The sequence below is a fragment of the endosymbiont of Riftia pachyptila (vent Ph05) genome (assembly GCF_000224455.1).
Taxonomy (GTDB): Bacteria; Pseudomonadota; Gammaproteobacteria; order Chromatiales; family Chromatiaceae; genus Endoriftia; species Endoriftia persephonae.
In genome coordinates this window covers 1-13,797 of the sequence record NZ_AFOC01000015.1, presented here as the reverse complement: position 1 = coordinate 13,797, position 13,797 = coordinate 1, and the positions used below count along the sequence as shown (strand labels likewise).

The following is a 13,797-nucleotide window of genomic DNA, read 5'->3' as shown; positions in this document are numbered from 1 at the left end:
AAAAGGGATGGCTGATCAGCGGTGAACGACTGAGATCAGAACCATTTCGAACTCAAAGAAGACGGAGTAGTCGGGGTAGTCCCAGCGAGTGATGGGGGGTGAGCCGACCCAGGGGTGCTCATAGTCGGGTTCACCAAACTGCATGCGGACTTGATTCATGGTCAAACCGCGAGTTGGGCGTTGTAGACCTTCGGGGCTGTTGACAGGCTCTTCCGCGATCGCGTCGAGTAGCAATACTTCTGCCTGAACGACTTGGGTTGCCGGAATCAGGGTGGTGGCGAGTAGCAGCGGAATCCAGAATTTCATCAATGACAGCTCCAGGGGACGGCTTCTAAAGGGAAATATAGCACCCCTGCCTAACTATAGAAAATTCGGGATCTTTTGCAGTCGGATATGGTTTAATGCGCTCGCTATGTACAAGCCGTTTGAACTCTTTATCGGTCTGAGATACACCCGTGCCAAGCGGCGTAACCACTTCATCTCATTCATCTCACTGATCTCCACGCTCGGCATCATGCTGGGGGTGGTGGCGTTGATTGTGGTGCTGTCTGTGATGAACGGTTTCCACAAAGAGGTGCGCGAGCGCATCCTCGGCATGGCCTCCCACGCCACTATCTCGGCGGTCAAGGGCGGCCTTTCCGACTGGCGCGATGTGATGGCTCAGGCTGGCAAAAATCCCCATGTGATAGGTCGTGCTCCCTATGTTGAGGGGCAGGGCATGTTCATCAATGGGCAGAAGGTCAGCGGTGCGATCCTGCGCGGCATTGATCCGGCGGAAGAGGGTAAGGTCTCAGTGGTGGTTGAGGCGATGAAGGTTGGTAGCGTCACCGACCTGCAGCCGGGCGGCTACGGGGTGATCCTTGGTCAGGAACTGGCCTATCTGCTCGGGGTCGGCATGGGTGACAAGGTGACCCTGGTGACGCCGCAGATCAATGTCACCCCGGCCGGGATCATGCCGCGTCTGAAGCGCTTCAAAGTGACCGGCATCTTTGAGGTCGGCATGGGCGACTACGACCGTGGCGTGGCGCTGTTGCATATCCAGGATGCCGCTAAACTGATGCGCCTGGGCGGCGATGTGACGGGGGTGCGGCTGAAGCTTGATGATCTCTATAAGGCCCCCGAGGTGTCACGCCAGCTGGCGTTGAAGATGGGTGGCTACTATCGGATCAGCGACTGGACCATGCAGCATCGCAACTTCTTCTCTGCGCTACAGATTGAAAAGCGCATGATGTGGATCATTCTCTCGCTGATCGTTGCGGTGGCTGCCTTCAATATCGTCTCCACGATGGTGATGGTGGTGACCGACAAGCAGTCAGACATCGCCATCCTGCGCACCCTGGGCGCCTCGCCCCGCTCGATCATGGGGATCTTCGTCATCCAGGGGGCCACCATCGGCGTGGTTGGTAATCTGCTTGGCATGCTCGGCGGTGTGGCGTTGGCCTACAATGTGGATGGTATCGTGAAGTGGATCGAGCAGCTCTTCAGCATCCACTTTCTCGACCCTAACATCTACTATATTAGCGAGCTGCCCTCCGACCCACACCTCTCCGATATCCTTTCCATCGGTGGCTTCGCCTTCCTGATCACGCTGGGAGCCACCCTCTATCCGGCCCTCAAGGCCTCACGTACCCAGCCGGCCGAGGCACTGCGCTATGAGTGATCCGGCGGTACTCGAGGCGTGTGGTCTGCAACGTACCTTTGCCCAAGGCAAACTGCGGGTGGAGGTGTTGCGGGGTGTTGATCTGCGGCTGGCCAAAGGTGAGCGGATCGCCGTCATCGGCAGCTCTGGCTCCGGCAAGAGTACCCTGCTGCACTGCCTAGGTGGGCTCGACCGACCCAACGCGGGCAGTGTCCGCTTCGCCGGTGCCGATCTGTTTGCGCTCGGTGAGGCGGAGCGGGGACGGCTGCGAAACCGCAGCATGGGTTTTGTCTACCAGTTCCATCATCTACTGCCCGAGTTCAGCGCCCTGGAAAATGTGGCGATGCCACTGCTGATCGGCGGTCAGACAGCCCAGGCGGCTGTTACTGCTGCTGCCGAGATGCTGGAACGGGTCGGCTTGGCAAATCGCAGCCACCACAAACCCTCAGAGATGTCGGGGGGGGAGCGCCAACGGGCGGCGCTGGCGCGGGCGCTGGTGGGTAACCCCACCTGTGTGCTGGCGGATGAGCCTACTGGCAATCTGGACCGGCGCACCGCCGGGCAGGTCTATGAACTGATGCTGGAACTCAATCGGGAGCGCCGCACCAGTTTCGTGGTAGTAACCCATGACCCGGATCTGGCTGCACGCATGGACCGCATCGTGCATTTGGTGGATGGCAAGTTGACTGAAGAGCCTTAAAAGTTTGCTAGTGTAAAGTTCAGTCCGCAAACAACCGCTTTAGAAGTGGCCTGTCAGGCGCTTTTACGCCGCTGACGACGGCGCTTTATGTGGTTGATGATGTGCAGTCGCCACAGCCCGCGGATCCCAAAGTAACCCACTAGGGCGGAGACCGTGCCGCAGATCAGACAGCCCAGCAGGAAGGGCTCCCAGACTCCGTTCAACCCGCCGTTTTCGATCCACTCCATGCTCAGCTCGAAGGATTCCATCTCGGGCGGTGCGCCGATCACCCAAGTGCCGACCAGATAGGCGAAAAAGAAGATGGGAGGGATGGTGATCGGGTTGGTGACCCAGACCAGTGCCACAGAGAGCGGCAGATTGACCCGGAACAGGATCGCCGCACCGGCAGCGAGGATCATCTGAAACGGCACCGGTATAAAGGCCATGAAGAGCCCCACCGCAAATGCACCGGCAGCGGAACGCCGATTGAGATGCCACAGGTTGGCATCGTGTAGCAGTTTGCCAAAACACTGCAGATGTCGGTGATTGCGGATCATCTCGTGATCCGGTGTGAGGCGCTTTATTAGGTGCTTTGGCATGGCTTCCGCGGTACGGTCTGCTGCTTCTTTGCGGTGGCTTATTGAAGCATGCAGGCCTGTGAACTGCTACCGTTATTCAAACAATTATGCAGGATGATTTCACTGTGACAGGGAGTGTCCATGAATCTCAATCTGATTCTGTTTGTGGCCGGTGCGGCGGTCTTTCAGGCCCTGCCAGCACTGCCCAACAGCAGCTGGTTTTATAGCGCTCTGTTGTTGCCACCGCTGCTGGGGCTGCGCCAGCTGCGACCGTTTGCCGCGCTGCTGCTGGGGGTGTTGTCGGCCTTTGGTCACGCTTGGATCTACCAGGCATCGCTGTTACCACAGGAGCTGGAAGGGAAAGATCTCAGTGTGGTGGGGCGGATCGCCGATTTTCCCCGGCGCCAGGGTGGTGCACAACGCTTCGAGTTTGATATTGAGCAGAGCGAGTGGCCACAATTGATTGGCGCACGGCTGCGAATCAATTGGTATCGCAGTGCGATTGCTGTCGAGCCGGGTGAGCTGTGGCGTCTCAGGCTGAGGCTCAAAAGGCCCAGAGGGCTGGCCAATCCAGGTGGTTTCGACTACGAGCGCTGGCTGATGAGTCGGCGCATCGCCGCCACCGGCTATGTGAGGGGCAGGGATGCCAACCACAAACTCGGTGAGGCTGACTGGCGCTACGGGCTGTTGCGGCTGCGCTATCGGATTGCCAGACAGATTGCGCAGCTGACGCCAGATAGTGCGGCTGCTGGCCTGCTGCGAGCCTTGGCGGTGGGAGATCGCACCGGCATTGGGGAAGCTCAGTGGGAGCGCTTCCGGCGCACCGGCACCAACCATCTGATTGCGATCTCAGGGTTGCACGTGGGACTGGTGGCCGCTGCCATCTTCTGGCTGCTGCAGGCTTTGTGGCGGCGCAGCTTTTTTCTGACACGACAGCTCGCTGCCCCCCGTGCCGCTGCGCTGGGAGCACTCACTGCAGCGGCGGGCTATGCGGCGCTGGCCGGCTTCTCCCTGCCGACCCAGCGGGCCCTGATCATGCTGAGTCTGTTGATGGGAGCGTTATTTTTCAGCCGCTCCCTGTCGTTGATACGCTCGCTGCTACTGGCGCTGGCAGCGGTCACTCTGCTCGACCCATTTTCGTTACTGAGTCCAGGGCTGTGGCTCTCATTTGGTGCGGTGGCGGTGATTGTGCTGGCGCTGGCCGGCCGGCTGAGCCGCCCGGCCAACTGGCGGCAATGGTCGCAGGTGCAGTTCGCTGTGGCCCTTGGATTGCTGCCCTTACTGATTGGATTTTTCGCCCAGGCATCGCTGATTGCGCCGCTGATCAATCTGCTGCTGGTACCCTGGTTCAGCTTCGTGCTGGTGCCGGGGCTCCTGCTCGGCGTGTTGTTGTTGCTCTATCCGGCAGCAGCGGTGGTCTGGTTTGAGCTGCTCGCAGAGGCGGCCCGTCTTACTTTGTGGCTGCTGGCAAGAGTTGCAGAGTTGCCATTCGCCGCGATCAGCTTTCCCCAGCCTGGGGTGATGCTGATTGTCGTCTCGTTGTTGGCGTGTGCGTTGCTGATGCTGCCGAGAGGCGTGCCCGGCAGTTTGCCTGCGGTTGTGATACTGGCTGGATTGCTGCTGAATCAGCCCGAACGGCCGGCCACCGGGCGGTTTTGGTTTACTCTGCTCGATGTGGGCCAGGGATTGGCCGCTGTGGTAGAAACCAGCCACCACCTGATGATCTATGATACCGGTGCCGCCTATCGCTCCGGTTTCAATATGGCTGACTCGGCACTGCTGCCCTATCTGCGTAGCCGTGGCTGGCAGCGGGTGGATCTGCTGATCGCCAGCAATAACGATAATGATCATGCTGGGGGCGTGCCGATGGTGTTGAAGGCACTGACGGTGGCGCGTCTGTTAGGCGGTGAAGTTATGCGTTTTCCCGAGGCGGAACTCTGCAGCGCCGGCATGGAGTGGCAGTGGGACGGGGTGAGCTTCCGAGTGCTGCATCCGCCAGTCGAAGGACGGGATGTATTTCATGGCAACGACAGCTCCTGCGTCCTGCAGGTAAGCGATGACCAGGCCAGTCTGCTGCTGCCGGGGGATCTGGAACAGAAGGGTGAGGCGAGTCTGGTGGCTGAGTATGGTCAGACGCTGGGATCGAATATCCTGGTGGCGTCGCATCACGGCTCCAAAACCTCCTCCAGCCAGGCTTTGGTGGAGGTGGTATCGCCTAAGTATGTGCTATTTTCCAGAGGCGCGCGCAATCGCTACGGTTTTCCCCATCCTGAGGTTGTGGCGCGCTGGCAGCAGGTGGGCAGTCAGCTCTTCGATACGGCGATCAGCGGGGCGATCCTGTTTCGTCCGGAGCGGGAAGGTGTTGGGTTGACGCCAATCGGATTCCGGCAGATGGAACCGCACTACTGGTCGCAAGCGCCGCGTTCTGGAGAATGAGTGTGCCACTTTCGGTATGCTGCTGAGTTACAGTAAGATGTGTGCCGTTTCTCGGCATCTGATACGACGAGGGCCTACTCCCAGTGTTTGAATTCGTAAAAGCGGGCGGCTGGCTGATGCTGCCAATCATCACCTGTTCAGTGGTCGCCAGTGCGATCGTTCTGGAACGCTTCTGGTCTTTGCAGCGTAAACGGGTGATGCCGGAGTTTCTGATGCAGCAGATACTGCGGCTGCACCGGGACAAAAAACTCGACAAGGCGGATCTGAAAACGCTGCGGGAGAGCTCACCGCTGGGGCGGATTCTCGCCGCCGGCCTGCTCAATCACCGCCACTCCAAAGAGGTGATGAAGGAGTCGATCGAAGAGGTCGGGCGCCAGGTGGTGTTGGAGCTTGAACGTTATCTCAATACCCTCGGTACCATCGCCTCGATCACCCCACTGCTGGGTCTGCTGGGCACCGTAATCGGCATGATCAAGGTATTTGGCGCCATCGTTACAGCTGGTGTGGGCAACCCCGGCATCCTAGCCGGTGGCATCTCCGAGGCGTTGATCACCACCGCGACGGGGCTCTCGGTGGCGATTCCCAGCCTGATGTTTCACCGCTACTTCATGGGGCTGGTGGAGAAGCTGGTGGTGGCGATGGAGGAGCAGGCGCTGAAGCTGATCGAAGTGATCCACGGTGAACGAGAAGTGACTTCGGAGTAGGCCCGTGAATCTTCGCCCCCATCGCAAACAATCCCCAGAGCTGGATGTCACGCCGCTGATCGACGTGGTGTTTCTGCTGCTGATCTTCTTTATGGTCTCAACCACCTTTGATAAGGAGACCGAGATCAAGGTGGAACTGCCGGAGGCCGCCGGCGAGGATGCGGAGAACGCCGCTGAGATGATCGAGATCACCATCGACGAGCGGGGTAATTTCTACATCAATCAGCGTGAGGTGGTGAGCACTGAGATCGACATTCTAAAACGCGCCATCGCCAAGGTGGCGGGAGACCGGACCGATCTGCCAGTGCTGATCAATGCGGATGGCAAGGCGCCCCACCAGGCAGTGATGACGGCAATGGATGCGGCCAGCCAGCTTGGTCTGGTAAAGATGACCTTCGCCGCCCGGCGACCACGTTGATCAGGGAGCCTATGAATGAATTTGGGCCGCAAGGATGCCGTCCATGATTCATTCAGAGGCTCCCTAGGGCTCCTGCGCTTGCAGCGGATCGACCACTACTGGCAGAGTCGCAATCTGGTGAGCCTGGCGCTTGTGCCTCTCTCCTGGCTGTTCTGTCTGATCGTCTGGCTGCGACGCCTCGCCTATCGAAACGGGCTGCTGCGACAGCAGCGGTTGGCGGTGCCGGTGATCGTGATCGGCAACATCAGTGTCGGCGGCACTGGCAAGACTCCGCTGATCGTCTGGTTGGCCCGTTATCTCATGCGGAAGGGCTACTCACCGGGTATCATCACCCGAGGTTATGGCGGTGCCGCAGAAAGTTGGCCCCAGGCGGTGGAGCCTGACACCCCAGCGGTAGAGGTGGGCGATGAGGCGGTGCTGTTGCGACGCCGCACCGGTTGCCCGTTATTTGCCGGCCCTGAGCGAGTAGAGGCGGGCAGGGCACTGCTGGCGCAGCATGATTGTGATCTGCTGCTCTCCGACGATGGTCTGCAACACTATGCCCTGGCCCGTGATCTAGAGATCGTCGTGGTCGACGGGGTGCGACGATTTGGCAATGGCTGGTGCCTGCCGGCGGGACCGTTGCGCGAGCGTCCGGCTCGTTTGCAAAGCGTCGACCTGGTGGTCAGCAACGGCGCGCCGCTGAGCGGTGCGTCGCAAATCCGGGTGAGCGGGTCCAGCGCCATCAATCTGAGCGGCAGACGGCGGGAGCGCCCGCTGGAGAGCTTTCGGGGCGAACCCATTGCGGCGGTGGCCGGAATCGGCAACCCGGAGCGTTTTTTTCAAACGCTTGAGTCCCGGGGACTGGAGATCAGTCGCCATCCGTTTGCCGATCACCATCCCTTCAGCCGTGAAGATTTTTGCGACTTCGAGGGGCAAACGGTTCTCATGACCGAGAAAGATGCGGTAAAGTGCGAATCCTTTGCTGGCGATACATTCTGGTATGTGCCGGCTGATACCGAAGTGGATGCGAGCCTTCAGCGCCGCATCGACGCACTGATCGACAGGTTATTTGATGGACAAAAAACTGCTTGAAATCCTTGCCTGCCCCCTCTGCAAAGGCAAACTCTACTACGATAAAAAGGCGGCGGAGCTGATCTGCCGAGCCGACCGTCTGGCCTTCCCAGTGCGCGATGGCATCCCGGTGATGTTACAGGAGGAGGCGCGAGAACTAGGCAGCGGATGAAGAGGTGCCTGAGGGCTAGACAATCCAAATGGAATTCAAGGTCGTAATCCCCGCCCGCTACGCCTCAGTGCGGCTGCCGGGTAAACCCCTGCTCGATATCGCCGGCCGGCCGATGATCGAGCATGTTCACCAGCGTGCCCTGGAGAGCGGCGCCACGGAGGTGGTGATCGCCACCGATGATGCGCGTATCGCCGATGCGGCAAAGGCCTTTGGCGCCGATGCCTGCATGACCTCCGCGCACCATCGCAGTGGCTCAGACCGGATCGCCGAGGTGGCGGAGTCCCGCGGCTGGAGCGACCAGACCATCGTAGTCAATCTGCAGGGTGACGAACCCTGCATGCCGGCGGCGCTGATCGATCAGGTGGCTCAGGATATGGCAAGCCATAAAAAGGCCGGGGTCACTACGCTCTCTGCGCCGATCAGCGAAAAACCGATGCTGTTTGATTCCCACGTGGTCAAGGTGGTGACGGATAGCGAAGGCTATGCCCTCTACTTCAGCAGGGCGCCGATCCCCTGGCACCGGGATGAGTTCATCAACGACAGCGGACCGCTGCCCCAGAATGTGAGCTTTGCCCGTCACATCGGTCTCTACGCCTACCGTGTTGGCTATCTGAAGCAGTTTGTTGCCTGGCCGCCGGCGCCGATTGAACTGGCTGAGTCGCTGGAGCAGCTACGTGTGCTGTGGCATGGCGGCAGGATTCATGTCAGTCAGGCGTCGCAAGAGCCGGGCCATGGCGTGGATACCCAAGGGGATTTGAAGCGGGTGACCGAGCAGTTGCGGCGTAATGTTTAGATGGAAGTCTGGATCTATTAATCCAGCAATGAAAGATGGCACGTATAGGCCGGACTGTGCCCGACATTATCCTTGATATCAATCGATGACACGCGGCGGCCACGGGTCGCCCTACCGATAAATCCTCGCATAAAAAAACGGCCTCCGAAGAGGCCGTCAGGCTGCTGACCCAGGTTGGTTTGTGTCACTCCGTGGGTTGGGCGGGTGGCTTCTCAGACGCTGCGGCAGTGGACTGCAGCAGTTTCGCCCGGGTCGTTTCCAACAGTGGCTTCATGCTGAACTCGGCAAGCTTGAGGTAGTGGTTCAGATCGGAGCGTTTCAGCACATAGTAATCAGCTCCCTCTGGCTGGGAGAAGCGATAGTGCAGCGGGTCACCCCCCTTGCGGGTCAGATCGATCTCCAATACCGGCTTCTCCTGCCCATACTCCGGTTTGTTCTCCTGCCCGAGCAGGGCGCCGATGGTCAGGTTCGCCAGCTTGTTGAGTAGGGAGCGAGCCGCGGCAGAGTTGGTCTGCTCCCCGGCTTTCAGGTTGGCTAGTTCGACCTTATCCCCATCCTGTAGCAGGGTGAAACCCGGCATCTGGAGCTGTTCGATCTGCTGGGCATCGAGTTTGAGGCGCCCCTTGTCGATCCAGTCATCGGCCTTGGCGCTGGCCTCCCAGGTGTCGAATTCGATAGCAAACACCGCATCCTCCCCGTCAGGCCGCACATCAACCTTACGGTAGCCTGGGGAGCTCCCCAGGTAGAGCCGGGCCAGGGTTCGCTCATCAGCAAGCAGGGTGATGCGGCGCTCGAAGCCATCCTCCGCCACCTTGAAACGCGCCGCAGCGGCGCTGCTGGTAGCCACCGGCCAGCCTTTCTGCAGGCCTGCGAGTTTGTTTAGCAACGACTTGACCATCTCCGGATCGGCGGGAAATCCATCACTCGCCATGACCACCCAGTGATCCGCCTCACGACGCAGTTCCAGGGGTTGACCCTCACCCTCGGTGATACGCAGAGTATCTACGGCTTGGGGGTCGAAGGCCAACAGTCTCTCCTTGGGCTGGAAGGCCGTGTAGTCGTTGCCCGACAGTTGAACGGCCAGGACTAGCCCCAGTTGTGCCACCAACAGGGCGCCAAGCCATTTGATCCAATGCTTCATCATACTCTCCTCCCCTTAACTCATTTGACCCAGCAAGGCCGTATAACGCCCTTGTGACCGCTGCTTGATCTGGTGGCGAATCAGCCCAACCAACAGCAGCCCAAACAGCGCCAGGCCGTAGTTGAGGTACTCCCAGAATACCCGCTGATCCCGGTCCATCGGGTCGAGGGTACGGGAGAAGTGGCCTCGTCCACGTAGGACGAGCAGGCCGCGATCCTCCAGTGCCCAGTCGATGGCGTTCTCCACCAGTTGCACCGGTTTGAGATAGCGGGTGCCCAGGCCGGAGGTAGCTAGGTCCAGCATGGTATCGGTGAGGAAGCTGTTGGAGGCGAAAAGGATAATCCGCGCCGACGCCGGCGAGTGATCGATCACCCGGCCAATCACCGGGGCCTGGTCGACCTTGCTATTGTCATCGGCACCCTTCTTCTCATCCCTCTTTTGCTTGCTACTCTCGTCCTGCTTCAACAGCGGTGATGATTTGCCCTTGAAGAAGGAGTCGAAACGCCCCTCCACCGCCACTGCCAATAGTTGCCGGCCTGGCTTGCCGTTTTCCGCGAAGCCCTGTTGGCCGTGGGCCTTGAAATCGGGCTGGATCTCCAGACTGTCGGAGTTCCAGGCCCGGTCGGAGCTTTGCAGCAGCCGGGTCACCTTGCGCCCCTGGTTCTTCTGCCCGTCGAGCCGGATCGGCGATGGCCAGGTGAGGGTCACCTGGTTGACGCCGCTGGCGATGCCGCTCTTGCTGTCGATGCCATCACCCCGCACATCGACAAAGTAGGGGTAGTCCACCAGCTGGGTCTCCCGCACCACGAAGCCACCAATGCGCCGGTTGACCGGGATCGGAAAGGCCGTGTTTTGCGGATCGAGCACCATCTTCTGCTCCAGTTCGATGCCGTTGTGGGCCAGCCACTTGTCCAGACCCGATTTGTGGGACTTGGCGGAGAGCGCCCCTTTGGTGTCGATATCGAAGGGTGAGGTTGCCACCACCAGGGTGCCGCCGCGCATCAGAAACTGGTCCACGGCAAACAGCTGCTTCTCATCCAGCTGGTCGGGGGCGGCGAGCAGCAACAGGTCGGCCTGATCGGGGATCTGACCGTTTTTTAGATCTGCGTCGGCCAGATTGTGCTCCTCCGCTAGGGTCTGGCGCAGCCAGTCGAAACGCTTGCCGCCGCCCATGCCAAACTGGCCGAGGGCCGGGGCAGCCTTGGGGGTGTGCAGAGCGATGGTCTTCTGGAAGCCCTTGGCGAAGCGCTTGATGCCCGCCTGCATGGCGCGCTCCAGTCCCGCCTTGTCGAACTTCTCCGGCAGCGGGATCTGCACGATCCGCTCGCCGCTCTCTAGGGTCATGTAGAACCAGAAGGGCTGGGTGTCGAGCAGGCTGGCGACCATCGGGCGGAAACCATAGTCGCCCTCCAGCCGTTTCGCCAGGGCGCCGCCGTTGGCCTCCGGATCCTCGATGGCGACGCTCAGCTTCTCCCCAGCGCGCTTCCGCCAGTCGGCCAGCAACTCATCGAGCCCTTTCCGCAGCGGTTTCAGCAGCTCGGGCAGCTGCGCTTCGGGGGAGATGTAGCCCTTGAAGGCGACCGGCTGGCTCAGGCCGGCGAAGATATCGCCGCCGCCCTGGTAGGCGTAGAGCACCTTCTTCAGCGCCTGGGTCAGGTCATACTCTGGATTGCGCAGCTCCACATCCAGATCGGTCTCGCTCTGCACCTTCACGTCGATCAGATCGCGGAAGCCGAGCACCTCGTACTGGTCCCCATACTGCACCAGGATGTTGAAGTAGGAGTTGACCACCGAGGCCTGGTACTTGCTGGCGAACTGGAACGGCACCGGCTTGATGTCGTACTTCTCGTTGGCTTCGCGCTCCAGCTCGGGATGCTCCAGGGGGTCGATGAACTCTACCCGCACCCGGCCCTCGCCGGCCACCGCGTACTCCGCCAACAGATCCCGCAGCCGCGGCACCAGGGGCGCCAGCAGGGGGTGGGTCTGGGCGCTGAAGTAGCCGCGGATCAGCAGTGGCTCCTGCAACTGGGCGAGGTAGCTACGGGTAGCGTCGGAGATCGAATAGAGCTGGCCATCGGTCAGATCGGTGCGCACTGCCGAGACCGGCGCCAGCCAGAAGTTGGCAGCCAGGAAGTTGGCCGCCAGCAGGCCGGTCAGCCAGCCCCAGCGGCGGTGGTTGGGGTTGCTCCGGTTACCGGACCAGCGCAGCCACTCCAAGCTGAAGACATTGAGGGCGAGGAAGACCCCCACCAGGCTCAGGTAGTAGTAGAGATCCCGTAGGTCGATCACCCCCCGGGTGATGGAGGCGAAGCGGGAGCCGGAGCCGAGCAGTTTGAGCCACTCCGAAGCCTGATTGCCGAACAGCCCGGTGAGAGCGTCGGAACCGAGCAGATAGAAGAAGCCACAGACTGCCGCAGTGAGGATAAGGCTGACGATCTGGTTGGCGGAGCGGGCGCTGATGAACAGCCCGATGGCCACGTAGGCCGCCGCCAGAAAGAGGGAGGCGAGGTAGCCGCCGATCACCGGCCCCCAGTCCAGCGGTCCCATCAGGCTGACAGTCACCGACAGGGGCAGGGTCAGCAGCAGTGCCACCCCCACCAGCCCCAGGCAAGCAAGAAACTTGCCCAGCACCAGTTGGTAATCGGCAACCGGTGCGGTAAGTAGAAACTCCAGGGTGCCGGCGCGGCGCTCCTCCGACCACATCCGCATGGTGATGGCCGCCACCAGGAAGATCAGCAGCAACGGCATCCAGTCGAACAGGGGCCGCACGTCGGCGATATTACGGGCGAAGAAGGTCTCCACCCAGAAGAAGATGAACAGACTCACCGCCAGGAAGGCGCCGAGGAAGATGAAGGCGATGGGCGAGGAGAAAAAACCAGCGAACTCCTTGCGTGCGATACGGATAATGGAATTCATGGTGCCCCTCCTACTGTGCCGAGATCTCGCCGAAGACCGTCTCTAGGTCGCGGCGCTCGGGTTGCAGGCTGTAGAGTTTCATCCCCTGTTCCGCTACCCGGCTGGCCACCTGGGGGGCGGTCTCGAACAACTCACCACCGGCGGCCAGATTGAGGGCGTAGCCATAGCCGGCCTCCTGCCCCTCCAAGGCCTCCACCGCGGACACCCCGTCCACCCCCTGCAACAGGGGCAGGGCCTGCTCTGGAGCAGCGTCCAGCGCTACCAGCAGCCGCTTGCCGGCGCGCAGTTCATTCATGCTGGCGTCCAGGGCGATCTGGCCGTTGCGGATGATGATCACCCGGTCGCAGATCGCCTGCACCTCCTGCAACACATGGGTAGAGAGGATCACCGTTGCATGCTCCGCCAGGGCGCGGATCAGGCTGCGCATCTGCTGCACTTGGGTTGGGTCAAGGCCGTTGGTGGGTTCGTCGAGGATCAGCAGTCGTGGCAGGTGGAGGATCGCTTGGGCGACTCCCACCCGCTGCCGGTAGCCTCGGGAAAGATTGGCGATAGGATCGGTCGCCTTGGCAGCCAGGTCGGTGCGCTCGATGGCCTCGCGGATACGCGCATTACGCTCGGCTTCGGCGACCCCATGCAGAGAGGCGGCGTAGTCGAGGTAGTCGATCACCGTCATCTCGGGGTAGAGGGGGTCATTCTCCGGTAGATAACCGATGCGGGCCTGCACCGCCTCGCGCGTTTGGGCAATGTCGTGACCGTCGATCTCGATGGTCCCGGCGCTGGGTTCCAGGTAGCCGGTGAGCATCTTCATGATGGTGGTCTTGCCGGCGCCGTTGTGGCCCAGCAGGCCGACGATCTCGCCCTGGCCGATCTCGAAAGAGACCCTATCCACCGCCGTAAAATCACCGTAGACGCGGCTCAAAGCTTCAACTCGAATCATTCGTAAAGCTCCCGTTTGTTATTGATTGACAGATTCCCTAAAGAATCAAACGATTTTAGTGACCACGGTTTTTACGGAGAGTTCAACTGGTGAGCAACAACAGAATTAGGAGGGAACGACTATCGATTTGAGGGTTGAATGGGTCGGAGTCAAATCGCTTAACCACGCCGCTTTTATCGCCAAAAGAACTGGCTCAGCGAGCCGGTTTTTTTGTGAGTTGGCAGAGGGGGAGGGGTTCGAACATTGTCCGCGAGATCTCAAGCCTCATGGAATCCACGTGCCTCGGCGAAGGTTTGACGACGCACGTCTGGATACTCTGTTCCTTTCCTTG

Annotated in this window: 13 protein-coding genes; 8 read left to right on the top strand and 5 right to left on the bottom strand. The window is 60.5% G+C overall.

Annotated features, from left to right (window positions below):
- Positions 1-15: 15 nt before the first annotated feature.
- The gene (locus RIFP1SYM_RS03800; protein ID WP_006474720.1) at positions 16-306 is read right to left on the bottom strand and encodes a hypothetical protein; all 291 of its coding nucleotides are present in this window, start codon (positions 304-306) and stop codon (positions 16-18) included.
- Between the two features lie 106 nt (positions 307-412).
- Between RIFP1SYM_RS03800 and RIFP1SYM_RS03795 the strand changes: the two genes are divergently transcribed.
- Both RIFP1SYM_RS03795 and lolD read left to right on the top strand, forming a co-directional pair.
- Complete coding sequence (locus tag RIFP1SYM_RS03795; protein ID WP_006474719.1) at positions 413-1,660, top strand: lipoprotein-releasing ABC transporter permease subunit; 1,248 nt, start codon at positions 413-415, stop codon at positions 1,658-1,660.
- On the top strand, positions 1,653-2,339 hold the full coding sequence (lolD, locus tag RIFP1SYM_RS03790; RefSeq protein WP_005959798.1) for a lipoprotein-releasing ABC transporter ATP-binding protein LolD: 687 nt from the start codon (positions 1,653-1,655) through the stop codon (positions 2,337-2,339). The genes RIFP1SYM_RS03795 and lolD overlap by 8 nt, the downstream gene beginning before the upstream one ends.
- Positions 2,340-2,392: 53 nt before the next feature.
- Here the strand turns inward: lolD and RIFP1SYM_RS03785 are convergent, their stop codons facing one another.
- On the bottom strand, positions 2,393-2,917 hold the full coding sequence (locus RIFP1SYM_RS03785; RefSeq protein ID WP_005959797.1) for a DUF2062 domain-containing protein: 525 nt from the start codon (positions 2,915-2,917) through the stop codon (positions 2,393-2,395).
- Positions 2,918-3,037: 120 nt separating this feature from the next.
- Here RIFP1SYM_RS03785 and RIFP1SYM_RS03780 point away from each other — a divergent pair, with 120 nt between their 5' ends.
- The 6 genes from RIFP1SYM_RS03780 to kdsB all read left to right on the top strand — a co-directional run bounded on the left by RIFP1SYM_RS03780 (position 3,038) and on the right by kdsB (position 8,472).
- On the top strand, positions 3,038-5,332 hold the full coding sequence (locus RIFP1SYM_RS03780; protein WP_006474717.1) for a DNA internalization-related competence protein ComEC/Rec2: 2,295 nt from the start codon (positions 3,038-3,040) through the stop codon (positions 5,330-5,332).
- 83 nt (positions 5,333-5,415) lie between these two features.
- On the top strand, positions 5,416-6,036 hold the full coding sequence (locus RIFP1SYM_RS03775) for a MotA/TolQ/ExbB proton channel family protein (RefSeq protein ID WP_005959795.1): 621 nt from the start codon (positions 5,416-5,418) through the stop codon (positions 6,034-6,036).
- 4 nt (positions 6,037-6,040) lie between these two features.
- Entirely contained in the window at positions 6,041-6,454 is a 414-nt protein-coding gene (locus tag RIFP1SYM_RS03770; protein ID WP_005959794.1) for an ExbD/TolR family protein, read from the top strand.
- A 15-nt stretch (positions 6,455-6,469) separates the two neighbouring features.
- On the top strand, positions 6,470-7,528 hold the full coding sequence (gene lpxK, locus RIFP1SYM_RS03765; protein ID WP_005959793.1) for a tetraacyldisaccharide 4'-kinase: 1,059 nt from the start codon (positions 6,470-6,472) through the stop codon (positions 7,526-7,528).
- Positions 7,509-7,679, top strand: a complete 171-nt coding sequence (locus tag RIFP1SYM_RS03760; protein ID WP_039959686.1) for a Trm112 family protein — start codon at positions 7,509-7,511, stop codon at positions 7,677-7,679. Before lpxK ends, RIFP1SYM_RS03760 begins: the two co-directional genes overlap by 20 nt.
- Before the next feature lie 28 nt (positions 7,680-7,707).
- The gene (gene kdsB, locus RIFP1SYM_RS03755; protein WP_005959791.1) at positions 7,708-8,472 is read left to right on the top strand and encodes a 3-deoxy-manno-octulosonate cytidylyltransferase; all 765 of its coding nucleotides are present in this window, start codon (positions 7,708-7,710) and stop codon (positions 8,470-8,472) included.
- 184 nt (positions 8,473-8,656) lie between these two features.
- Here kdsB and RIFP1SYM_RS03750 read toward each other — a convergent pair whose 3' ends face one another.
- Genes RIFP1SYM_RS03750 through RIFP1SYM_RS03740 form a run of 3 tightly spaced genes read right to left on the bottom strand, consistent with a single transcriptional unit; the run spans position 8,657 to position 13,466 of the window.
- Positions 8,657-9,616, bottom strand: a complete 960-nt coding sequence (locus RIFP1SYM_RS03750) for a DUF4340 domain-containing protein (protein ID WP_005959790.1) — start codon at positions 9,614-9,616, stop codon at positions 8,657-8,659.
- Between the two features lie 12 nt (positions 9,617-9,628).
- Positions 9,629-12,529, bottom strand: a complete 2,901-nt coding sequence (locus RIFP1SYM_RS03745; protein WP_005959789.1) for a Gldg family protein — start codon at positions 12,527-12,529, stop codon at positions 9,629-9,631.
- A 10-nt stretch (positions 12,530-12,539) separates the two neighbouring features.
- The gene (locus tag RIFP1SYM_RS03740; protein WP_005959788.1) at positions 12,540-13,466 is read right to left on the bottom strand and encodes an ABC transporter ATP-binding protein; all 927 of its coding nucleotides are present in this window, start codon (positions 13,464-13,466) and stop codon (positions 12,540-12,542) included.
- Positions 13,467-13,797: the final 331 nt, after the last annotated feature.